This is a genomic window from Candidatus Koribacter versatilis Ellin345, assembly GCF_000014005.1.
Lineage (GTDB): Bacteria > Acidobacteriota > Terriglobia > Terriglobales > Acidobacteriaceae > Korobacter > Korobacter versatilis_A.
The window spans coordinates 5,332,374-5,354,893 of sequence record NC_008009.1 but is presented as its reverse complement, the minus strand read 5'-3'; the positions used below and the strand labels follow the sequence as shown (position 1 = coordinate 5,354,893).

The window sequence follows — 22,520 nt, the reverse complement described above, 5'->3', positions numbered from 1 at the left end:
TTGTTGTTTGAATGAAAAAGCCCGGCTCGTCTGGGCTTTTTTATTCTTCGGAAACTGTGCCCCTCTTTGCCTCTCCGGCCGGGACTGGTGGCACTCCTAGCTTCTCTTCCGCCAGTCGCGTCGCATGCTCCAATCGATCCTGCATCACCAGTCTGTATTTTTCGATGCCATTGTCATCGAGCTCTACCGGCACGGTCAATTGTTCTGCCACGTGCGTGTGAATCCGCGAGAACGGCTTCGGTAGGACGAACCTGTCCCAGGAGTTGAATACCCACGCACTTTTTACCGCGACGTAGAAGCACACAATCGGTGCGCCCGTCATGCTGGCCAGCAAGATCGGTCCACGCTTTGCGACATAACGTGGCCCACGCGGACCATCGATCGTGAACACCGCATTGCGTTTGTTCTCGATCATCGCGCGCAGTTGGCGCAAGGCTTGTGCCCCTCCTCGCGAGCTCGAGCCACGCACCGCAGGGAATCCAAACTTTTCGATCACCCGCGCGATGTATTCGCCATCTGCGCTGCGGCTCGTCATGACCGCTAGATCGCGTCCGCGAAAAACCCAGATGGCAGGAAATACGCAGCGATGCCAGAAGGGAAAGATCCTGCCCTTCAAATCGCTTAGGTCCGGCTGAATGGAATTCGGATCGAACGACATCGTGTGCCGCAGCGTGATCCCCACCAGGCGTACGAATCCCGCGATGATTGTCGCCGCCAGCGAAAACTTGATTCGCTGCACCAGCGAGTATTTTGGCTGCTCATCACGCTTGGGATCGGGCACGGCTCCATTGTAGCGGCAGCAAAAAGCCCCACCCTGGAGGAGCAGGATGGGGCGGGGAGAAGAAGTACCTAACCTGCGTACTTCAACCACTTCATCAGTTCCGGCAGCGTCGGACGCTTGCCGTACATCAGGATACCTACGCGGTAGATCCGTGCGCACACCAGGAGCAGTCCGTAAATCGTCGCTACCATCAATCCGATACAGATCGCGATCTGCCACCATGGCGGCGTCTCGACCACGATACGTACGAACATCAGCATCGGCGCGCAGAAGGGAATCATCGAGAGCCACACTGCCAGTTGTGCACTCGGATGCTGGATGACCACCTGCACGAACGCGATTGCGAAGATCAGCGGCGCCATCACAACGAACTGGATCTGCTGTGCCTCCTGTTCGCTGTTCACCATGGCCCCGATCGCCGCGTAAAGCACACTGTAGAGCATGTAACCCAGCAGGAAGAACACGACGAAGTACACAATGTTCATGACCGGGATGTGGAAGCCGTTGGTCATGCTCTTTGCCGCCGCTACCAGCGGGCTCGTCGTCACAACGCTCAAGGTGATCCATATGCCAATTTGTGTCAGGCCGACTGCACCCACACCCAACAGCTTTCCGGCCATCAAATCGCGCGGCGTCACGGATGACAGCATCACTTCCATAATGCGCGAACCCTTTTCCTCGATCACTGACCGCATTACAGCTATGCCGTAAATCAAAACCGTCATATACATGAGGAGAACCATCAGGAACGAGACGAAGAACAAGCCGATGCCACTGGTGCTGCTTTCCTTGCCCTTCTCTACCCGCACCGCATCCACCGACACAGGCTTTAGAACGTCCTTGATCTCCTGCTCTTTCAATCCGCGGCTGCTTAGGTCGTGGCTGGTCAGTGCAGCCCGAAGCGACGACTGCAGCGATATCTGCTCCGAGAAGTTCGTCGAGTCTTTCGAAAAGTAGTTGAACTTCCGGTCCTTTAGAGACTCGAGACTGATCCACAGGAAGCCATTGATCTTTCCATCGCTCACCTGGTTGCGCAGGTCTTGCTTCGCAGCATCGTCGGTGGTGGTGCTGGTATTCACCGTGTACGGAGATTGGGCCGGTTTCTTGTCTCCATCCTTTGAGTTGAATGGATCGTCGTCGTGCCCTGCGATCTCGAGCAACTGCTGCTTCACCGCGTCCGCCAACTCCTGCGTCGGCGCCACAATGGTCACCGTGCGCTTCTCTAGCCCGCCCTTTCCGGCAAACTTTATAGGGATGTAGATCGAGCCGAACATAATCGCGGGCACAAGAACGGTCATTACTAAGAATGACTTTTTGCGCACACGTTCCAGGTATTCGCGCTTGAACACCAGCAGGATATTACGCATGGGTGGTCACCTCATCTCTGCTCACCACATCGATAAAGATCGCCTCCAGTGAGGGTTCTACGAGTTCGAACTTATTTATTCGAGCTTTTGCGGAGATCAAACGCAGCAGTGCTTGTGAATCCGCGCCATTCACCATCTTGATCTCTACGTAGTTCCCATAATCGTTCGACGATTCGACAAGCGTCTTATCATTTAGGAAAGACCGATCGCCTTCATACTCCAGTTGAATACTGTTCTTCCCATAGCTACTCTTAATCTGCTTGAGATCGCCAATCAGAACGACCTTGCCGTGGTCTACAAGGCAAATCGTGTCGCAAAGCCGCTCTACCGTATCCATACGGTGCGTGGAAAAGAGAATCGTCTTGCCGCTCTTCTTCAGTTCGATCAGCACGTCCTTCAATTGGACGGCATTCGCCGGATCGAGCCCGGAGAAGGGCTCGTCCATAATCACCAATGGCGGATCGTTCAGCAGAGTCGCGATGAATTGGATCTTCTGCTGCATGCCCTTCGAGAGCTCTTCGACTCTCTTGCCCGTCCAGTCGGCAATGTCCAGCCGTTGCGCCCAATCCATCGCGCGGCGTTTCGCCTCTGCCTCGCTCAGGCCTTTGAGTTGCCCGAGAAATACCAGGTGATCGAGCACCTTCATGTTCTTGTACAGGCCGCGCTCTTCCGGCATATAGCCAATACGCTCCAGATGTTTGCGTTCGAAGCGCTGCCCGAAGCAAAGCACCTCGCCCTCATCGGGCAATGTAATGCCCATCATCATGCGGATCGTCGAGGTCTTACCCGCACCGTTCGGCCCGAGCATCCCAAACACGCTGCCCTCGCGGATCTCGAACGAAATATGGTCCACTGCGAGGAACTCGTCGTATCGCTTGGTGACGCCCCGCAGTTCTACTGTGTTCGGCATGAATCACTCCGTTTTACTTCTCTGGGAAGAAAACTTCTTCGATCCTGTTCCTGAATAGGGCCGCAATTCGAAAAGCCAACGGCAAGCTCGGGTCGTACTTTCCGGTCTCGATCGCATTCACCGTTTGCCGCGATACTTCGAGCCTGTCCGCGAGGTCTGCTTGCGACCACGCGCGCTCTGAGCGCAGGTCCCGCACCCGGTTCCTCACTGGTACCTCTTCTTCGTGATCATGGCGGCTACGCCCCACACCACCATCATGAACGAGAACCGCACGCTCCAGTCGATGTGCGGAAGCACCGTGCCTTCAAAAAATCCCACCGCGATAGTCGCAAAAACTGAAATCGCAAACGCGTACGCACACGATTCCGCCAAAATCCTGCGCTGCATCTCGTCTGCTGCCGCGAAGTACAGCGCCATGCCCCGCAGAATAAGCACCACGGTCGCCAGCGGAAGCAGCATAAACAGCGGCTTCCACCGCCATGCGTGGAAATGCTTCGTCAGCAAAACCGCCACCGGCAGCAGCACGCAATACAGCGCCAGTGAGATCCAATACAGGAGGTACGCCCGCCTTTGCCGGGCATTCAATTCTCCACCGCATCCAGGTAGTTCCAAGTTAGCCTCGCGTTGATGTAAAGTACACTTGACATCAACGCGTGTCAAGTATCCTTTACATAAAATTCATTTCGTACGAGACAGAACTGCCGCTCACGAGCGAGAATAGCCTACTCAAAAGGGGTTCTTTGGATGGTGTCAATTCGGCCAATTCCGGCGCAGTACCGGCGAATGCTCCGCAATTCGCTACTGACTGCACTCGCAGTTTGTCCCATGTTGAGCTCGGTGTTTGCGCAGACGGTGCAAGCAAAGCCCGACGACGACAAGCAGGTCTCCATCGGCGGCTGTCTGACCGCTCGGACAAAGAACGGTGGCTACGTTCTCTCTAATATCTTTTCTCCGCCGATTACAGTTGTTGGCCCAAGCTATCTCGCGACAGGTATGGGCCATCACGTAATGCTGAAAGGCACCTGGCAGTCGAGCGGCATCGCTCCTGAAAAGAACAGCGACTCTCTTCCGAAGCTCTTTATCGCCAGCGAAGTAAAGGTTGATTCCCGACAGTGTGCGGCGCCGCCTTTGCCGCCTCAAACTACGGCCACCAAACCCGCCAAGAGCTCTGGCGGAAATTGAAGCTATAGCCGGGCAACGGACACATCGTCCGTGCCTTCTCAATCGGCATGACCGACGAGCAAAAGAACCGCGAATTGGATCGGCGTGAGTTCCTCGGGATCTCCGTCGGAGCAGCGATGCTGTTCGGCATGAATGGCTATCCAGGTCTCGCGCAAGACAAGACCGGTGTGCAATACCGTACCCTCGGCCACACCGGCGAACGTGTCTCGTGCATCGGCCTCGGTGGATACCACATCGGCATCCAAGGCTCGGAAGACGAGAGCATCCGCATCATTCGTCGAGCGATCGATGGCGGCATCAACTTCCTCGACAACTGCTGGGACTACAACGACGGTGGCAGCGAAGTCCGCATGGGCAAGGCCCTGCGCGATGGCTATCGCAAGCGTGCCTTCCTAATGACCAAAATTGACGGGCACGACGGTAAGACCGCGACGAAACAACTCGAAGACTCCCTCCGTCGCCTCCAGACGGATCACCTCGACTTGTTGCAATTCCACGAAGTCATTCGGCCCACCGATCCCGACAGGATCTTTGCCGCCAACGGCTCATTCGAAGCGATGCAGAAGGCCAAGCAGGCTGGAAAGATTCGTTACCTTGGCTACACCGGCCACAAGGATCCCGAGATCCACCTGAAGATGTTGAGCACGGCGCTCGCGCACAATTGGACGCCCGACTCCGTCCAAATGCCGCTGAACGTCATGGACACACACTTCAACAGCTTCGAACACAAAGTCCTGCCCGAACTGGTGAAGCACAACATCGGCGTGCTCGGTATGAAGCCCATGGGCAGTGGCGTCATCCTGCAGAGCAAGGTCGTCACGCCCGTCGAGTGCCTGACCTATGCACTCAGCTTGCCGACCAGCGTCGTCATCACTGGTTGCGATTCCATGCAAGTCGTCGATCAGGCGCTGAAGGTCGCGCGTGAGTTCAAGCCGCCCAGCGAAAAAGAAGTCGCAGCTCTTCGCGCGAAAACCGCACCGGTTGCGATGGCAGGGAAGTACGAGCTCTACAAGACTTCGAGCAATTTCGACGGCACCGCTCACAACCCGCAGTGGCTCGGCGGGGCACCTTAGAATTTTCAACCCGCGTTGACATTTAGGCTCAGCGCCGAGGTTTATACTCTCGCGCTATGCCGATCGTAGACGTGAAAAAGCCCGGTCAATTCTGCTGGGTGGAACTGGCCACCACCGACCAGTCCGCCGCGAAAAAGTATTACCAGTCGCTCTTCGGTTGGACCTCCGATGACGTCCCCATGGGGCCGGACGCGTTCTACACCATGTTCAAACTCAACGGCCACGATGCGGCTGCTTGTTACGCGTTGCGTCCCGACCAACTCGAGCGCGGCGTCCCTGTGCATTGGAGCCTGTTCATCTCGACGAACAATACGGACGAATCCGCCAAGCGTGCCACCGAGCTCGGCGCCAACATTATCCTGCCGCCTTTTGACGTGATGGGTGCGGGACGCATGGCGGTCATGCACGATCCCACCGGCGCTGTCTTTTCTCTGTGGCAGGCTGCAGAGAGCACCGCCCACTTGGTGAAAGGGGAGGAGGGCGCTTTCTGTTGGGCCGATCTGCTCACGAAGGACCGCGAGAAGGCTGTCGCGTTCTACACGGCGCTCTTCGGCTGGACGATCGAGAAAGAAGATGAGAGCCCCGCCCACGGCTACTATCACATCAAGAGTGGCGAGGACTACATTGGCGGGATGCCGCCCTCAGAAAGCCTGCCGCCGGGAACGCACACCCATTGGAGTGTGTACTTCCAGACCAGCGACTGCGCTGCGAAGACTGCCCAGGCCGTGTCTCTCGGGGGTCGCGCTTTCGTGTCGAACATGAAGATTGAGGGCGCGGGCACAATGTCCGTTGTTGCTGACCCACAGTACGGTACCTTCTGCATCTTCGAGTCTTCCCGGAAGTAATTGGAATCATCAAAGAAAAAGTGCCCAGCTATCAGCTGGGCCTTTTCTCTATTGTCGGTTTGTTACTCACTCCACCGCTTAAACACCAGGCACCCATTCGTTCCGCCGAACCCAAATGAATTCGAAATCGCATGCTCCATCTGGATCTTCCGTGCCGTATGCGGCACGTAGTCCAGATCGCATTCTGCATCGGGGTGATCGAGGTTGATCGTTGGCGGAATGATCTGGTCGCGCAGCGCCAGAGCAGTAATGCCGGCTTCCAGTCCGCCGGCGCCGCCAAGCAGGTGTCCGGTCATCGACTTCGTCGAGCTCACGGCAAGCTTCTTTGCGAAATCGCCAAATGCACGCTTGATCGCAACTGACTCCAGTACGTCACCGATCGGCGTTGAAGTTCCATGGGCATTCACGTAGCCGACCTGGTCCGGAGTGATCTTGGCATCGCGCATCGCGTTCCGCATCACACGGAATCCACCATCGCCTTCCGGCGCTGGTTGCGTGATGTGGTTGGCGTCTCCGCTCATGCCGTAGCCTACGACTTCGGCCAGGATCTTGGCGCCACGAGCTTTGGCAAACTCAAGCTCTTCCAGCACCATGATGCCCGCGCCTTCGCCGATGATGAAGCCGTCGCGATCCTTGTCCCACGGGCGACTCGCCCTCTCCGGATCGTCGTTACGCGTAGAGAGTGCGCGCATGGCGGCAAAGCCGCCGACGCCCATCGAAGTGACAGCCGCTTCACTGCCGCCGCAGATCATCACATCGGCATCTTCCCGTTGGATGATCTTGAAGGCATCGCCGATTGCGTGTGCGCTCGACGTGCAAGCCGTACATGTGGCCTCGTTCGGGCCCTTGGCGTTGTATTTGATGCTGACGTGACCGGCAGCAAGGTTAACGATTGCAGCAGGGATAAAAAAGGGCGAGATCTTGCGTGGTCCGCCTTCAAGGCAAGCTTTGTGCTCACGCTCGATGACGTCGAACCCGCCGATGCCTGAACCGATGTGGACACCAACGCGTTCCGCGAGGTCGTCCGTTACCTGCAGTCCCGATGACGCCATCGCCTCATGGGCCGCCGCGAGCGCCAGGTGAATGAACCTCGCCATCTTCTTCGCTTCTTTCTTTTCCACGAAGTTGAGCGGATCGAAGTTCTTCACCTGCGCGGCGATCTTGCAGGCGTACTTCTCTATGTCGTCGTTGAACTCGGTAATTCGGGCAACGCCACTTTTGCCGGCCAGCAGATTGGCCCACACTTCATCCACAGTGTTGCCAACCCCGCAGATCAGCCCTAGTCCGGTAACAACAACGCGGCGAGTCAAAGCTACTTGCCACCTTTCGCGTGGGCTGTGATGTAATCTACCGCGTCTTTTACGGTGCGGATCTTTTCGGCGTCCTCATCTGGAATCTCGATTTCAAACGCTTCCTCGAAAGCCATCACCAGCTCGACCGTATCGAGCGAGTCGGCGCCGAGATCGTCCACGAACGAAGCATTGGGCGTAACCTCACCCTCATCCACACCGAGCTGCTCGACAATGATCTGTTTTACTTTTTCTTCTACGGAAGCCATTGATTACGAAATCTCCTTTCGCGCACGAAGCGCAATCTTCCCTGATCGATATAAACCGAATAGGACGACGGTCGCATTGCATGCCTTCCGCAGCCACTCGGATTCTTGCTGAGAACCCACAGTGAACATCCGCAACCACGAAGGGTACGGGGTCAAACGCTCAGTGTAATGGCCTCCCCTAACGCTGTAAAGCAACGCAAGGTGATGCCGAGCCGCTGCCTCGGTGAGCCGCGCAAATTCGTGCCCTGTAAGGCTTTGGAACTACAGGGAGCTCGCGCCCAGTGTGTCAAACCGCACACGCTGCGAAACTATTTCGGGAGAAGTGTTGATTCGAAGACTTGTATCAGGGCACGACTTGAGTTGTGCCGAAAATCGGGCCACGGTTTCGGGCTTCAGCCCCTATCCTTTTCGCAAAGATAGTAATAATTCTGCCCGCCATCCGTGTTGTGTCCTACCACCCGCATCCCCGCATTTTCGATCGCGTCGATGTACGCTTCCTGGCCAAGCGAAATCGAGATCCTTTGCGTCATCAAATCTTTCCACATGCAGGTTTGCCAGGGTGCCGTGAACACAAACTTCCCACCACTCACCAGGTGGGCGCCCACCTTCGCGATGAGCCGATACTGCGTTTCTGGCTCCAGCAAAAACATCAATCCCCACGCGACCACGCCGTCAAACTTCTTGCCAAAGAAGTCCGACTCTTCCACCGCCGAGCACTGCACCGGAACGCCAGGGAACCTCTCGCGAAATGCCGCCACCATGCTCGGCGACGCATCCACCCCATATACGTTTAAACCGCAATTCATCAGCGCCAACGAAATCGGCACGCCGGTCCCGCAGGCAAGATCGAGTACCGTCGCTCCAGAAGGCAGTGTTCGTCCCCACTCCGCAACTTCCACCGCACCGGTTTCATCGGGATCCGTGCCACGACCTGCTATGTACCGCGCCGCAATCTGCTCATAGCCGTTTGATTTGTCTGGACTGGTCATGCACTCACTCAATTCTTATGGGCGAACATTGATCGCCGCTTTAGGCGTACACACTCCTGCGGCGCACTCCCACATCTCCACTCTCGAACCTGTGCTGGTCAGGACTTTCGAATTGTCGAGAAATCCTAGCCCGCCACGGGCATCACGCGGAATTCGTCCACCCAATTTCGCGGTGTCGGTGGACAGCAGTACCACCTCACGTCCAGCCATGGCGAGTTCTGTTCCGTCGGGACTCAAAGAGACTTGTGAAATCGTGCCTGACTCCATGCAAATGCGCGGCCACGCCTTCCAGTCGCCGACACTCCATTCATATACACAGCCATCCTGATTACCCATATAGAGGCGGCTGTCGCTGAAGGCCACCGGACCGTAAGTGTAGTCGCTGTGAGCGAACTCACGTTCCTCAAGTAGGTCCAGACTCCAGACATGAGGCGTGTGCCCACTGGCCGCCAAGAACTTGCCATCCCGACTCGCCTTCACGTCTCCATAGAGGGCTGTATGCGCGCCGATCTGCTTCTCGATTCCTCCGGACGCATCAATCATCAGTATGTTCTCAGTCGCCGTTATAACTGCCAGGCCTCCACGAAATTCAGCCGCCGAGCCGAACGCTCCTCCGCTCAGGGAACTTGGAATGGGAAGGTCACGCAATGCTCCGCCGCGGCTCACTGTCCGCAGCTTTTCGCCGCTGCACACCAGTTCATGCGCAGACGTGTAACTCAGGGCATTCATCCCGTCGCCGCTGCAATGCGCTATTCGCCGCTCCTCACGGAACGACCCATCTTGAAGAGAAATCTCAACAGCCGTGCCATCTTTGAGGCCGAGCCCGATCTCATGCCCATCCACCGCCATGCAGACGATCTCAACCCCGCGCGGGCGACTTCGCAGGTAAAGAATTCCGGCCAGTGCGCAAAGCGCCGTCACCAGCACCGCGATCATCAGCGGCAGACGCCGCACTCAGAACTCCTTCTTCGAATCCAGCAAGATCGTCACAGGCCCATCATTCACCAGTTCTACATGCATCATTGCCTGGAAGACGCCGGTCTCACAGCGTAGGCCCTTCGCACGGATCTGCGCGACGAAGTACTCGTACAGTTCCTTCGCCCGTTCTGGCCGCGCTGCTGCATCGAAGCTCGGCCGCTTCCCCTTACGCACATCGCCGTAGAGCGTGAACTGCGATACCGCCAGCACGGCGCCACCCACGTCCACCACCGACAGATTCATCTTTTCGTTTTCATCTTCGAAGATGCGCAGTCCAGCGATCTTTTCGGCGAGGTACTCCGCTTCTGATTCGGCGTCGTCCTGCCCCACGCCGAGCAACACTAACAGGCCACGCTCAATCGCCCCGGAAATCCGGCCTTCTACCGTCACGCTCGCCCTGCTAACGCGCTGCACCACTGTTCTCATCCCCAACGTTTTACCAGTTGCGACAATGTGCTTACAATTGGCGGCATCTGTAAGTAGCTCGTTTAGTACTTTCCCTGGTCAGCAACATATAAAGGAGCACCGCATGTCATTAGCCGCGAGGGCCGCATGGTCCCGCACCCTACTTCTAGTCTTTGCGCTGGTGATGCTTGCTGCCACGCTCTCTGCACAGAGCGCCGGGCCGGCAAGTCAGTCCAGCGAATTCGTCATCAAGAACGCCACCATCCTCACGGCCTCGCACGGCCGCATTGAGCACGGCTCCATTTACGTAAAAAACGGCAAGATTGCCGCTGTTGGTACCGATGTTTCTGCGCCCGCTGGCGTACAAGCCGTCGACGTCAACGGCGCTTTCGTTACCCCCGGCATCATCGACCCACACTCGCACATGGCGCTTGACGACGATGTCAACGAAGCCACCAGCCCCGTCGTCCCGCACATGATGATGAAGGACGCCTTCGTCTACACCGACAAGGAGATCTATCGCGCCCTCGCCGGCGGCGTCACCTCCGCCCTGCTCCTCCACGGGTCGGCCGACATGATCGGTGGTCAGGCCGTCGTGATCAAGACCAAGTTCGGTCTCTCGCGCGACCAGATGCTCTTCCCTGGTGCGCCGCAATCCATTAAGTTCGCCAGCGGCGAAAATCCCAAGCGCGTCTTCGGTAGCAAAGGTCAACTGCCTTCCACGCGCATGGGCAACTTCGAAGTCATGCGCGAAGCCTTTATCCAGGCGCAGGAGTACCGCCGCGAGTGGGACGAATACAACGCAAAAGCGCAAAAGGGCGACAAGGACGCCAAGATGCCGCATCGCGACCTGAAGCTCGAAGCCCTCGCCGACGTTCTCCGCGGCAAGCTCCTGGTTCAGATCCACATTTACCGCGCTGACGAATTCCTCACCGAAATCGCGCTGGCAAACGAGTTCGGTTATAAGATTCGTGCCTTCCATCACGCCCTAGAGGCCTACAAGGTTCCTGACGAGATCGCCAAGTCCGGCGCCGCTATCGCTACTTTCAGCGACTGGTGGGGCTACAAGTACGAAGCCTTCGATGCAATTCCCTGGAACGCCACCATGGCCATGCGTCACGGCGTTCGTGTGGCGATCAAGAGTGACTCTGACGATTACATTCGTCGCTTAAATCAGGAAGCCGCAAAGACCATGCGTTACGGCGGCGCAACCGAAGACGAAGCCATCAAGATGATCACCATCAATCCGGCGTGGATCATCGGCGTGGACGACAAGACCGGCTCCATCGACGTCGGCAAAGATGCCGACTTGGTTCTCTGGAACAGCTACCCGCTCTCCAGCTACGCACTCGCCGACAAGGTCTGGATCGACGGTCAGTTGTTCTTCGACCGCTCGACGCCAGGCTACGGTATGCCGAACTACAAGAGCGATCCTGAGGAGGGCCAGTAAATGAAAAAGCTGATCTGTACCACGCTTCTCTTGTCAGCTTTCACGCTGGCTCAATCCGCGCCTGCTCCGAAGACCGTCGTGGTCAAAGGTGCGAAACTTCTCACCGTGTCGCACGGCACCATTGAGAACGGCACCATTGTTCTCTCCGGCGGGAAGATCACCGCAGTCGGCGCAGCGGCTGAAGTAAAGGTTCCCGCGGGCGCCGAGGTCATGGACGGTAAGGGCCTCACAGTTTACCCGGGCTTGATCGATTCGGAAACCCACCTCGGTCTCACCGAAGTGCAAGCCGACGAGATGACCAACGACCTTGTGGAAGCCAGCGACGAGATCATGCCGCATATGCATGTCTACGACGGTTTCCACGCGGAGAGCACGCTGATCCCGGTCACGCGCTACAACGGCATCACCAATGCCATTGTTGCGCCAGACGATAAGGACACGCTGCCCGGTCAGGATTCGTTCATCCAGCTCTACGGCGCCAACTCGAATGCCATGATCCTGGGCCGCGACGTCGCGATGCCGCTGAACTTTACCGGTGCGCAACGCCGCAACGAATCCTTTAGCAAAGCGAAGTTCCCGCAAACTCGCATGGGCATGGCTGCGCAACTCCGCCAGACATTCATTGATGCGCAGGAATATGTTCGCAAGGGTGATGAGAACAACGCCAAGGCGGCCGACAAGCGCGAGCACATCAAGCGCGACCTCAAACTGGAAGCGCTCGTGCCGTACTTGAAAGGCGAGAAGCCAGTAGTGCTCGAGGCCAACACGGCCAGCGAATTCGACGCTGCCATCGCGCTCGCACAGGAGTTCAAGCTGAAGATCGTATTGAACCACCTGAGCCACGCGCAGCAAGTGCTCGACCAGATCGCCGCATTGAAGGTCCCGGTCATCGTCGGCCCCATCTACGACATGCCCAAAGAAGACGAGCGCTACGACTCCGTTTACAAGCTACCCGCCGAACTGCAGAAGCGTGGCGTGAAGGTGCTGTTCGCCTCGTACGACGCACATCAGTCGCGCAACCTGCCCTATGCCGCCGGATACGCCGTTGCCTTTGGTCTACCGTATGACGAAGCGCTGAAGGCGATCACTCTTTATCCTGCCGAAGTGTGGGGCGTAGCCGACAAACTCGGCTCGCTCGACGTCGGCAAGCAAGCCAACGTGGTCATCGCGAATGGCGACCCGCTCGACGTGAAAACGGAAGTAAAACGCGTCTTCATCGGCGGTATCGACGTCCCCATGGTCACCAAACAAACCATCCTCCGCGACCAATACGGCGGCGGAACCAAATAACTCTGGGTGCCCCACCCTTCCCACAGGGAGGGTGGGGATTCCCGTTTTCATCGAGTAAAATTTTAGTGAACCTTCAACTCCGGTTTTGACAACCATCTGCGGTTTCTGCATACTGTTTGACTATGTTGTCCGTCAGCTTCAGCCCGCTCAGCACCATGGCCATGTGTATGCACATGTGTGCCCGGCCGCGGGTTCAAGGAGCGACGGACTAACAGCCAGTTCTGAAGTCTAAGTTCCTAAACCCACGGTCCCCCGGATCGTGGGTTTTTGCTTTTGCAGCGTTGGCCAAAAATTTCTCTAGACGACAGGAGCACCCAATGTCGAGCAATAACGGAAAAGAAGCACCGAAACCGCATTTAGCTACGCTGGCGGTCCATGGCGGCCAGGAACGCGATCCCGCTACCAAGTCGCGCGCCGTCCCCATCTACCAGACCACCTCGTACCTCTTCGACGACGCCGACCACGCCGCCCGCCTCTTCGCCCTCCAGGAATTCGGCAACATCTACACCCGCATCATGAACCCCACCACCGACGTCTTCGAGAAGCGCATTGCCGCACTAGAAGGCGGCGCCGCCGGTCTTGCGACGGCCTCAGGCCAGGCCGCCGAGACGCTGACGATTATCACCCTCGCCAATGCTGGCGATGAGATCGTCTCAACCACGTCGCTTTACGGTGGAACCTACAACCTCTTCCACTACACGTTCCCGAAGCTCGGCATCAATGTGAAGTTCGTGGATGCCGACGACTTCGACGGCCTGCGCAAGGCCATCACGCCGAAGACGAAAGCGGTCTTTGCGGAAACGCTTGGCAATCCCAAGCTCGACGTGACCGACATCGAAACGATTGCAAAGATCGCACACGAGAACGGCCTTCCGTTCATCATCGACAACACGTCGGCTTCACCCGCGCTGCTGCGTCCGATCGAGTGGGGCGCCGACATCGTGATCAACTCGGCGACGAAATTCATCGGCGGCCACGGCACCACCATCGGCGGCATCATCGTGGATGCTGGCAAGTTCGACTGGAAGGCCAGCGGCCGCTTCCCGGATTTCGTAAACCCCGACCCGTCGTATCACGGTCTCAGCTTCTGGGACGCTTTCGGTCCGTTGGCGTTCATCCTCAAGGCGCGCGTGCAAGGCTTGCGTGATACCGGCGCGGCGCTCTCGCCGTTCAATTCGTTCCTGCTGCTGCAAGGCACGGAAACACTGCACCTTCGTTTGCAGCGACACTCCGAGAATGCGCTCAAAGTTGCGAAGCATCTCGAGGAGCATCCGGCGATCGAGTGGGTGAACTATCCCGGACTGAAGTCGAGCAAGTACTACGCCCGCGCGCAGAAGTATCTGCCTGATGGCCAGGGCGCGCTGCTCACCTTTGGCATCAAGGGCGGATTCGAGGCCGGCAAGAAGCTGATCAACTCGCTGAAGTTGTTTAGCCTCGTCGCTAACATCGGAGACTCGAAGTCCCTCGTCATCCATCCGTCGTCAACAACCCACCAACAGTTATCCGAAGCAGAACAGAAAGATACCGGTGTCACACCCGAGCTCGTTCGTCTCAGCGTCGGCATCGAGGACGTCCGCGACATCATCGCCGACCTCGACCAGGCTCTTGAGGTTGCAACCGGTGTCTCCAACCAACTCCAACCAGCAGGAAGTGCACGATGAGCACAGGCACATGTACCGTGAGCGCGGGTGAACCGATTCCGGCCCCGCGCTCTCAACGCAATCTTCACCTTATCCAGGGCGCGTTCACCTTCGCCGATGAAGGCTTCCCCCTGGATAACGGTGGCTCCCTTCGGCCCGTCACCATTCGCTATGCGCAATACGGCGAGCCCAACGCGAAGGCCGACAATGTCGTTCTCGTCTGCCACGCTCTCTCCGGATCCGCCAAGGTTGACGACTGGTGGCCCGAACTCTTCGCCGAAGGCGGATTGCTCGACCTCGATAAATTCTGCGTGATCGGCACCAACATCCTCGGCTCCTGCTACGGCTCTACCGGCCCGAATTCCATCAACGCCGAAACCGGACAGCCCTATGGTGCAGATTTTCCGCTCGTCACCATCAGCGACATCGTGCGCGCCCAGGCGAAGCTCCTCGATCATCTCGGCATCAAGAAGTTGAAGCTTGCCATCGGCGGTTCGATCGGCGGCATGCAGGCCCTGCACTGGGCCATGGATTATCCCGATCGCGTCGAGCAGGCGATTGCCATCGGCACCGCGCCGCTGGGCGCCCTCGGCCTCGCGCTTAACCATATCCAGCGCCAGGTTATCCGCCTCGATCCCAAGTGGAATGCCGGCTCCTACTCGCACGAGAATTCGCCAAGCCAAGGCATCTCCATCGCGCGCCAGATCGCCATGCTCTCCTACAAATCCGCGGAGTTGTTCGACGAGCGCTATGGCCGCAAGCTCAACCGCAACGGCGAAGATCCGTACACGCACCATGAGGCACGCTTCGATGTCGGCGGCTATCTCGATCACCAGGGCGAGAAATTCGTCCAGCGCTTCGATGCGAACTCGTACGTTTCGATCACGCGCACCATGGACACGTTCGACCCCGTCCGCAAATACCGCAGTGCCAAAGCCGCGTACAGTCGCATCAAGGCGAAGATCACGCTGGTAGGGATTTCGTCCGACTGGCTCTTCCCACCGGAAGACGTTCGCAAACTCGCGCAAGAAATGATCGCTGCCGGAGCCAGCTGCGATTATCGCGAAATCATCTCCGCCCACGGCCACGACGCATTCTTAGCCGAACCGGAGAAACTCCTCGAAGTCCTAAGCGACGCCCACGCCCGCCCGGTTTAGTTTTTGACTTGGGTGCCCCATTCTACGCGCAGCGTAGGGTGGGGAAGTTCGTTCAGCGTGAGCCAAAACGATTCTCGGTACCCACATCGGCCTCTCTTGTCATCCAGAGGAGCGCAGCGACGAAGGATCTGCTGTCGGTCTGGGATGCTATAGCCACCCGGTCATCCTTAGCGAAGCAGCGCGAAGCGCTGCGCAGTCGAAGGACCCCTATCCTCGCGATGAACCTTCAAAAAAGCATCGGCGCTTCCTTATCCTTCCCGCGCTCTCTCCCCGCCAACGCATACATCTGCGCAATGTACTTCTCGGCGTCGAACTTCTTTTCCGCTCCACTGCGCGCCATGTAGCGGATCGTCCCAAAGATCGGCCGCGGAAACCACGGACGATCAAACTTTCCGACGATAGCCCACGCAATCCCCGCATACCCATTCGGATCGCGCCCATCCAGAAAGTACTTGTCGTTCAAATACACAGCGGTGTTGTAAGCCACCTGCGGCGATTTGCTCCACTCCAGGATCTTCTTCGCCCAGTACATCCGCATGTAGTTGTGCATCCAGCCCGCATGCACCATCTGCAACTGCGCGGCATTCCAGAGATCGTCGTACGTCTCGGCCGCTTCGAGTTGCTTGGGCGTGTATTGGATCGGCCGCGGATCTTTCGCATGTTCACCGAGCGTCTTGTGCGCCCAGTTCTCTCCGCACTCAAGCGTGTCGTACAACGGATTGAAGTGCACCATATTGATTGCCAACTCCCGCCACGTAATTACCTGGTCGAGAAAGTCGTCCTTCGCCTCCCGCGGAACCTTTGACTTCTCCACCGCCAGCGCGACGGTATGCGGCCCAATATGCCCGAAATGCAGATACGGCGACAGCCGCGCCGTTCCGTTTTCATCCGCCTGATTGTGCCGTTCGGGATAACGCGTCAACCCATGCTTCACGAATTCATCCAGCAGCCGCAGCGCTTCCCGCGTTCCTCCATGAAACGAATCCACCGGCTTCACCGAGCGGTCGATCTCCCATCCTTCGGTGATGTCCTCGGTTCCGCGCCAGTCCAACTGCTGCAATCCGCGCGCCGCATGCCATTTCACGTGCGCTCTTGGGTTTTCACACGGCACAAGCAACTCTTTGAAATGCGCCTTCAGCCGCGGGCGAATAATCCGCGCCGCATACTGTTCTTTCCCCAGCAGCTTCGAAGGCACAATCACATCGGCATCCACCGTCCACAGCGGCACCCTGAGCTTCTTCGCGGCAATCTCGCGCCATTCTCGCAGCTCACGCATGGGGTTCTCATCGCCGATCACGAGCGCCGCTTTGACTTCGTCACAAAACTTGATCAGCGAATGTTCCGGGAACCGCCGCAGCACGAACCCAATGTCGCGTTCCTCCGCCATCTCCGCAATGTCAGGAATACCTTGTTGCAGGAACGCGTAATGCCGCAAATTCGCATGCGGATAAAACGGCACCGGCGCGAAGAAGATCACGCACGGCAGCTTCAGCGCGTTTGCCGCCTGCACGGCTACATCGAGCGCCGGATTATCGAATGCCCGCTGCGCGCGCTGCATCCAGTACACAACGCAGCGCCCCTTCGGCGCGGGTTCGCCGGCCCGCCGCACCGTCACACGCGCATTCGATCGCAACTCATCCAGTGCTGGCATTCAAACATTGTGATGCAAGCACACCTGAGCGCCAGCGGAATTTCGCAGCGCTTTCGTTTCGTTCAAATGTTGGCGCTGTTATTTCCTACGAATAGGCTTCAAACCACGGATTCATGTCCTCGCTGCTCAGCATCACCGCATCCACGATCGCCATCGCCTCAACCGTCGGTCGCACATCATGCACCCGCACGATATGCGCGCCCTTCATCGCGGCAATCACCGCCGCCGCAATCGACGGATGCAATCTCTCCAGCGGCTTCAACTCGCTGGCGAGCTTCGCCCCCGCCGTCTTCGCCAGGAAACTCTTGCGAGAGACTCCCACCATCAGCGGGAACCCAATGCTGTGGAGGTCCTCCAACTTCGCCAGCAGCGGATAGTTGTTCTCCAGCCGCTTCCCAAATCCGAAGCCCGGATCCACGATAATCCTTTCGTGGTGCACTCCGGCTGCAATGGCCTTCTGTGTCGCTTCATGTAAGCCCTGCTGCACGACCTGCACGATCCGCGGCTCCGCCGGCAAATCTCGCCAGTCCTCTGGCGTACCTCGTGAATGCATCACCACCACGCCGCAAGCCAATTCCGCAACGGTTCCTATCATCTGCGGATCCCAACTCATCCCGCTCACGTCGTTGACGATCTCCGCCCCAGCGGTCACCGTGCGCCGTGCCACCTCGGCTTTATACGTATCGGCGCTGATCAATATCTCCGGTCGCGCTTTCTTCAGACCCTCAACCACCGGAAGCACTCGACGTAGTTCCTCCTCGGCTGAGACCACGGCGTCCGATCCCACCTTCACTCCCGGCCGCGTCGACTCTCCACCAATGTCCAGAATGTCCGCGCCGTCCGCGATCATCTGCAGCCCGGCCTCGACCGCCGCTTCCGCCGACGGGAACTGCCCGCCATCGCTGAACGAATCGGGCGTCACGTTGAGCACGGCCATAACGAGCGTGCGTTTACCCAACTCGACAATGCGGCTGCCGACATTCCACTGATACATCGGTCTCATAGGCCTCCGATTCTATGCCCCCGGTCATTCAGAGCGGCGAATCCGGGAGACGTTCCAGATTCGCAGTCGAAGAACCTCTATCGGCTCAGCTATTTCCGCTGTAAAATCCAGAGCAGCAGTATGTCCCGCTCGCGGACCATTCCGGCTCTCTTCTTCCTCGTTCTCATCGCGCTGTACGCGCCTGCGGCCGACAAACTCTCGTCGAAGATCGACAGAGTCCTCTCCGCGCCCGACGTCTCACGCGCATTCTGGGGCATCGAGATCGTCTCGCTCGACAACGGCAAAACGCTCTATTCGCGCAACAGCGACAAGCTCTTTACGCCCGCATCCAACACCAAGCTCTTCACCACCTCGACAGCGTTCGCGCTGCTCGGTCCCGACTTCCGCTTCCATACCACGGTCGAGACCTCAGGCACAGTCGACAAGCGTGGCCGCCTCGATTCTGACCTCGTCATTGTGGGTCGCGGCGATCCGAACCTCTCCGGTCGTACTCTGCCCTACAACCTGCGCACCGAACGTAAGCAACCGCCGATTGCTGCGCTCGAGAACCTCGCCGACCAGCTCGTCCAAAAGGGCGTTCGCTACGTAGATGGCGACATCGTTGCCGACGACTCCTACTACGCCTTCGAGCGCTACGGTGAAGGGTGGGCGCAGGATGACCTTGTCTGGGAGTGGGGAGCGCCGGTATCAGCGCTGACCGTCAATGACAACGTGATCTTCGTCAGCATTCAGCCCGCCGATCGCGTCGGCGAACGCGCCTTTGTGGACATCACTCCGTTTCCGGCGTACTACCGCGTGGACAACCGCGTTATGACCACTCCACAGGGAACCGGCCCGCGCAAGATCTACATCAACCGTGAGCCGGGTTCGAACCAGCTCACGTTGTGGGGGAACATTCCGGTCGATGACCAGGGCGCTAACGAAGCGCTTGCCATCGAAGACCCTGCCGACTTCACCGCGAAGCTCTTCCGCGAACTCCTCGACAAGCGCGGCGTCACCGTATACGGACGCCCGAAGACCAAGCACACCGAGTTGGCATCGCTCTCCACGTTCAGCATCACCGCGACGGCCTCAGCCGGAGGCGGCGCCGATCGCGCGCCCGCTCCGGTTTCACGCCTGCCTCTGGTGCTCGGACAGTACGATTCGCAGCCGCTCTCCGCCGATCTCAAAGTCATCAACAAGGTCAGCCAGAACCTTCACGCCGAATTACTGCTGCGTTTGCTCGGCAAGGAGAAGGGAACTGCCGGCACGATCGAAGGCGGCCTCGAAGTTGAGCGGGCCTTCCTCGCCTCCGCCGATATTCGTCCCGAGGAATACACGCTCTACGACGGAAGCGGTCTTTCACGGCAGGACCTCGCCACGCCGCACGCGTTCGTGAAGCTCCTGACCTACGCGCACAAGCAACCATGGGGCGCGACCTTCGAGGATACGCTGCCCGTCGCAGGTGTGGACGGTTCGCTCGTGGAACGCTTTACCAAGTCGACCGCGCAAAGCCGCGTACACGCCAAGACCGGTTCTCTCGACCATGTGAATTCGTTGTCGGGCTATTTAACTACCGAGAAGGGCGAGCACGTGGTGTTCTCGATCCTGTCGAACAACCACAACCTCACCAACAAGCATGCCATTGAGACGATCGACGCGATTGTGCAGGCGGTCGTGGATAGCGGGAAGAAGTAGTTACGCTTCCGCCGCAGCTCGCTGCACGTTAGTTAGCACGCTGACATCGAACCGCTCGCGCGTGCCTCGATCGTAGACGAGAGAAGTTGCCCCGAGCCGTACTACCATCTTCGACGAAAGTCCCTTTTCGCCTTCAAAGCAGCGCGTGCACAAGCAGGGATAACTGCGCTCCGTGCCGTCGAGGTGAACCGCATAGATCGGCATCACGTGACGGACATGGGTCTTGCACATCGGACACCGGCTGCCACCGCGAAGGCGAAACTTCACCTCGGCACACGATGTGAGCAGCTGCCGTTTTTTCTCGGGCGCGAGTTCGTTCACGCCAGCCATATGTTCGAGGAATTCCTGGAACAGCTCCTGCGAGATGTTGGCTGAATTGGCCATGACCGAGTGGCCGCCATTCCACCACAAATTTTGCCAAGCCGCAATCTTGGAGTGAACGTTATCTCTGTGCGCGGGCACGCTGGCGCCCGGCTTCGCGGACCGGGCCAGTGCCGGTGGGAGGCTTACGGGCCCCCTCGATCAACTCCTTGAGGACGACGGCGTTATTGTGTGCCTCGTTCTTCGAGGAATAGACAAGCGTCACACGCCTTCCCGGCGCGAGCGCCGAATAGAGCTGCTCAAGGGCGGCTTCGGCTGCAGGCGCCGAGAGTTCCGCCAGGTACCGTCGCCGAAACAGGAGCCATTGTGCCGGGCGCTCATGAAACCACTTCCTAAGCTCGTCTGAAGGCGCGAGGTCTTTCAGCCAGGCTTCGATATGCAAAGCTTCTTTGGCCTTTCCGCGCGGCCACAGGCGGTCGACCAGGAACCGCTTGCCGTCGCTGGCGGAAGGTTCGTCGTAGGCGCGTTTGAGCTGAACGTTCATGGCGTCGTTGGCGTTGTATTCTAACTCCGGAGATTCATTTCGAAATGAACAGCCCTCGCGCCGGCGAGAAATTTTTATTCGGCGTCGTCGTTCTTACGATGGCGCTGATGTTCGCCTTTGCTGCCTGCGACAAGCCGGAACGCCTGCGTTCCAACGCCGAACTCGGCCTGAATCCGCAGCAAATCCGCGGCCGGGAAATCTACGACCTTCGCTGCGCCGGCTGCCACGAACCTTATCGCAAGAAGGACCTCAACGGCCCCACGATGGTTGGCGTCTTTAAAAAACCGTTCCTTCCCAGCGGAATGAAGGCGAGTGAGGAGCGGGTGAGCGATGTGATTATGTATGGCAAGCCGAAGATGCCCGGTTTCAGCGCAGTCCTGAGCCAGCAGCAACTGCAAGACGTGCTTGCTTACATGCACACGCTTTAGACCAAAATCTTCTCCGAGCCCCTTCGATTGTTTACTGGGAAATCAACCCCTACCCCGATGCGATTCTTTGTTTTCAAGATTTTAGCGACCAAATCCCTGCAAAATATTCAAGACAAATAAGTTATAGGCAAAATCTTCAAAACATTGGAGTTAGGTGCGACACCCCGACGCACTGCCCATGTCGCTCCAACTTCGGAGTATTCCGAATTATCAAAGAACTAGATCTGCTGCTGGAAATGCCCCACCTGCGCAGAATACGGGGGTGCTGGGCAAGTGGCTGTGACGGATGACTGCGATCAACGTGAGGTGGATCACCGGACGCTGGGTTGTTGCGAATGCAAGCAGGCGGTGGGTGATCGAGGTGTTTCGACTCCGAATCCGGATTGGTATCCGGATTCTCCGCTCACCATGACAGAGCGGGAGGGCGGGCTACCTCAATCGTTCCGGTGCCCACACCAGGACCTTGAGTTTGCGGCTGAACTGGCACAGCGCCTCGTCTTCCTCGATCGGAATGCCGGCAACGGACGCCATGGAATTGGTGTTCACCAGCGCCTTCGCTTCCTGGAGCGGCCATGGCAGGTGATGGATTTCACAGCGATAGAGTTTGCTGCGGTTCCAGGCGTACAGACAGTAGCGGTCGGTGAGGAACGAGTCGAGCGACCCGGGCTTGGCAATCCGGATCGGCCCCGTTGGTCCGTAGCTCGCAATGAACTCCGCCGGCCTCGGACCGTGAATTCGTTTTGAGCGATAGTCGATCAAGAGCGAACCCTTGCCGCCGATTTTCATGTCGGCGTGCCAGTACGGGAGTCGGTAGAAGACGCGTGCACCCCAGACGGCCGAGAGATTGCCGGCGTCGAGCGAGAAAAAGTAGACGCCCGGCTTGCCGTTGTAAGTGACGTAGGTTCGAACGTTCAACTCGGGGAACGACGAGAGCCAGGGAACCGCCGGTACGCCCGGGGGCCGCAAGCGCGTAATGACGAACGGCACCACCGACACCCAGGCCTGGTACTGGTAGGTATCGAGCGTCAGTACCTCGGGAACCAGAGGTCGCAGCAACTCAGGGTCGATTGGGTAGTGCAGGAAGAGCAGGTCCTTCCACATTTGGGTCATGACCCACGGGGCGGAAGGCAGCGGCCATGGACGGTGGGCCGTGGCGAAGAGGATGGAATCGGCACCGAGCCAGCGGGTCTCGACGTCGGTCATACGTGAATGAGCGTACACCAGTTTTCCACCGCGAGGGCTGAAACTTAGGTCGCATCGTGGACGGCGAT

At 58.2% G+C, this 22,520-nt stretch carries 24 protein-coding genes; 9 read left to right on the top strand and 15 right to left on the bottom strand.

All coding sequences use genetic code 11. The features are described from left to right. Nucleotides 1-40: 40 nt before the first annotated feature. The 5 genes from ACID345_RS23490 to ACID345_RS23470 form a co-directional block, all read right to left on the bottom strand. Entirely contained in the window at nucleotides 41-781 is a 741-nt protein-coding gene (locus tag ACID345_RS23490; protein ID WP_011525311.1) for a lysophospholipid acyltransferase family protein, read from the bottom strand. A 68-nt stretch (nucleotides 782-849) separates the two neighbouring features. Beyond that, entirely contained in the window at nucleotides 850-2,148 is a 1,299-nt protein-coding gene (locus ACID345_RS23485) for an ABC transporter permease (RefSeq protein ID WP_011525310.1), read from the bottom strand. After that, nucleotides 2,141-3,058, bottom strand: coding sequence for an ABC transporter ATP-binding protein (locus tag ACID345_RS23480; RefSeq protein WP_011525309.1), 918 nt, complete (start codon nucleotides 3,056-3,058; stop codon nucleotides 2,141-2,143). The genes ACID345_RS23485 and ACID345_RS23480 overlap by 8 nt, the downstream gene beginning before the upstream one ends. 13 nt (nucleotides 3,059-3,071) lie before the next feature. Continuing rightward, complete coding sequence (locus ACID345_RS23475) at nucleotides 3,072-3,266, bottom strand: helix-turn-helix transcriptional regulator (protein WP_011525308.1); 195 nt, start codon at nucleotides 3,264-3,266, stop codon at nucleotides 3,072-3,074. Then, the gene (locus ACID345_RS23470; RefSeq protein WP_011525307.1) at nucleotides 3,263-3,670 is read right to left on the bottom strand and encodes a hypothetical protein; all 408 of its coding nucleotides are present in this window, start codon (nucleotides 3,668-3,670) and stop codon (nucleotides 3,263-3,265) included. The genes ACID345_RS23475 and ACID345_RS23470 overlap by 4 nt, the downstream gene beginning before the upstream one ends. Nucleotides 3,671-3,841: 171 nt before the next feature. On the opposite strand from ACID345_RS23470, the gene ACID345_RS23465 reads away from it, so the two are divergent. From ACID345_RS23465 to ACID345_RS23455, 3 genes are read left to right on the top strand one after another with little or no spacing between them, the layout of a single operon-like run. Then, a complete protein-coding gene (locus tag ACID345_RS23465) occupies nucleotides 3,842-4,240 on the top strand; it encodes a hypothetical protein (RefSeq protein WP_148210241.1) in 399 nt (132 codons plus the stop codon). Nucleotides 4,241-4,287: 47 nt separating this feature from the next. Continuing rightward, the gene (locus ACID345_RS23460) at nucleotides 4,288-5,313 is read left to right on the top strand and encodes an aldo/keto reductase (protein ID WP_011525305.1); all 1,026 of its coding nucleotides are present in this window, start codon (nucleotides 4,288-4,290) and stop codon (nucleotides 5,311-5,313) included. Between the two features lie 56 nt (nucleotides 5,314-5,369). After that, the gene (locus ACID345_RS23455) at nucleotides 5,370-6,158 is read left to right on the top strand and encodes a VOC family protein (protein ID WP_011525304.1); all 789 of its coding nucleotides are present in this window, start codon (nucleotides 5,370-5,372) and stop codon (nucleotides 6,156-6,158) included. 62 nt (nucleotides 6,159-6,220) lie between these two features. On the opposite strand, the gene fabF is transcribed toward ACID345_RS23455, so the two are convergent. From fabF to dtd, 5 genes are all read right to left on the bottom strand, one after another. After that, the gene (fabF, locus tag ACID345_RS23450) at nucleotides 6,221-7,468 is read right to left on the bottom strand and encodes a beta-ketoacyl-ACP synthase II (protein WP_011525303.1); all 1,248 of its coding nucleotides are present in this window, start codon (nucleotides 7,466-7,468) and stop codon (nucleotides 6,221-6,223) included. Nucleotides 7,469-7,470: 2 nt separating this feature from the next. Continuing rightward, nucleotides 7,471-7,716, bottom strand: coding sequence for an acyl carrier protein (acpP, locus tag ACID345_RS23445; RefSeq protein ID WP_011525302.1), 246 nt, complete (start codon nucleotides 7,714-7,716; stop codon nucleotides 7,471-7,473). 392 nt (nucleotides 7,717-8,108) lie between these two features. Further along, a complete protein-coding gene (locus ACID345_RS23440; protein ID WP_011525301.1) occupies nucleotides 8,109-8,705 on the bottom strand; it encodes a class I SAM-dependent methyltransferase in 597 nt (198 codons plus the stop codon). A gap of 15 nt (nucleotides 8,706-8,720) precedes the next feature. Continuing rightward, complete coding sequence (locus tag ACID345_RS23435) at nucleotides 8,721-9,659, bottom strand: WD40 repeat domain-containing protein (protein ID WP_011525300.1); 939 nt, start codon at nucleotides 9,657-9,659, stop codon at nucleotides 8,721-8,723. Continuing rightward, nucleotides 9,660-10,109, bottom strand: a complete 450-nt coding sequence (gene dtd / locus ACID345_RS23430; RefSeq protein WP_041856035.1) for a D-aminoacyl-tRNA deacylase — start codon at nucleotides 10,107-10,109, stop codon at nucleotides 9,660-9,662. A gap of 103 nt (nucleotides 10,110-10,212) precedes the next feature. On the opposite strand from dtd, the gene ACID345_RS23425 reads away from it, so the two are divergent. The 4 genes from ACID345_RS23425 to ACID345_RS23410 all read left to right on the top strand — a co-directional run bounded on the left by ACID345_RS23425 (nucleotide 10,213) and on the right by ACID345_RS23410 (nucleotide 15,625). Then, complete coding sequence (locus tag ACID345_RS23425; protein ID WP_011525298.1) at nucleotides 10,213-11,538, top strand: amidohydrolase; 1,326 nt, start codon at nucleotides 10,213-10,215, stop codon at nucleotides 11,536-11,538. Continuing rightward, on the top strand, nucleotides 11,539-12,828 hold the full coding sequence (locus ACID345_RS23420; RefSeq protein WP_011525297.1) for an amidohydrolase family protein: 1,290 nt from the start codon (nucleotides 11,539-11,541) through the stop codon (nucleotides 12,826-12,828). 317 nt (nucleotides 12,829-13,145) lie between these two features. Next, nucleotides 13,146-14,489: a homocysteine synthase gene (locus ACID345_RS23415; RefSeq protein ID WP_011525296.1), complete on the top strand. Its 1,344-nt coding sequence runs from the start codon at nucleotides 13,146-13,148 to the stop codon at nucleotides 14,487-14,489. After that, the gene (locus tag ACID345_RS23410; RefSeq protein ID WP_011525295.1) at nucleotides 14,486-15,625 is read left to right on the top strand and encodes a homoserine O-acetyltransferase MetX; all 1,140 of its coding nucleotides are present in this window, start codon (nucleotides 14,486-14,488) and stop codon (nucleotides 15,623-15,625) included. The genes ACID345_RS23415 and ACID345_RS23410 overlap by 4 nt, the downstream gene beginning before the upstream one ends. Before the next feature lie 226 nt (nucleotides 15,626-15,851). On the opposite strand, the gene ACID345_RS23405 is transcribed toward ACID345_RS23410, so the two are convergent. After that, nucleotides 15,852-17,276 carry a deoxyribodipyrimidine photo-lyase gene (locus ACID345_RS23405; RefSeq protein ID WP_049762025.1) on the bottom strand — a complete coding sequence of 475 codons (1,425 nt, stop codon included), beginning with the start codon at nucleotides 17,274-17,276 and terminating at the stop codon, nucleotides 15,852-15,854. 85 nt (nucleotides 17,277-17,361) lie between these two features. Further along, nucleotides 17,362-18,279 (bottom strand): dihydropteroate synthase, encoded by a 918-nt coding sequence (folP, locus tag ACID345_RS23400; RefSeq protein WP_228370701.1) that lies wholly within the window; start codon nucleotides 18,277-18,279, stop codon nucleotides 17,362-17,364. A gap of 120 nt (nucleotides 18,280-18,399) precedes the next feature. Between folP and dacB the strand changes: the two genes are divergently transcribed. Then, complete coding sequence (dacB, locus tag ACID345_RS23395; protein WP_011525292.1) at nucleotides 18,400-19,956, top strand: D-alanyl-D-alanine carboxypeptidase/D-alanyl-D-alanine endopeptidase; 1,557 nt, start codon at nucleotides 18,400-18,402, stop codon at nucleotides 19,954-19,956. On the opposite strand, the gene ACID345_RS23390 is transcribed toward dacB, so the two are convergent. Continuing rightward, nucleotides 19,957-20,418: a hypothetical protein gene (locus tag ACID345_RS23390; protein ID WP_011525291.1), complete on the bottom strand. Its 462-nt coding sequence runs from the start codon at nucleotides 20,416-20,418 to the stop codon at nucleotides 19,957-19,959. It lies immediately after the preceding gene. Continuing rightward, a complete protein-coding gene (locus ACID345_RS23385; protein ID WP_011525290.1) occupies nucleotides 20,399-20,821 on the bottom strand; it encodes a DUF488 domain-containing protein in 423 nt (140 codons plus the stop codon). The genes ACID345_RS23390 and ACID345_RS23385 overlap by 20 nt, the downstream gene beginning before the upstream one ends. Nucleotides 20,822-20,865: 44 nt before the next feature. Between ACID345_RS23385 and ACID345_RS23380 the strand changes: the two genes are divergently transcribed. Beyond that, a complete protein-coding gene (locus tag ACID345_RS23380) occupies nucleotides 20,866-21,249 on the top strand; it encodes a c-type cytochrome (protein ID WP_011525289.1) in 384 nt (127 codons plus the stop codon). 429 nt (nucleotides 21,250-21,678) lie between these two features. Here the strand turns inward: ACID345_RS23380 and ACID345_RS23375 are convergent, their stop codons facing one another. Then, nucleotides 21,679-22,470 (bottom strand): YqjF family protein, encoded by a 792-nt coding sequence (locus ACID345_RS23375; protein WP_228370700.1) that lies wholly within the window; start codon nucleotides 22,468-22,470, stop codon nucleotides 21,679-21,681. Nucleotides 22,471-22,520: the final 50 nt, after the last annotated feature.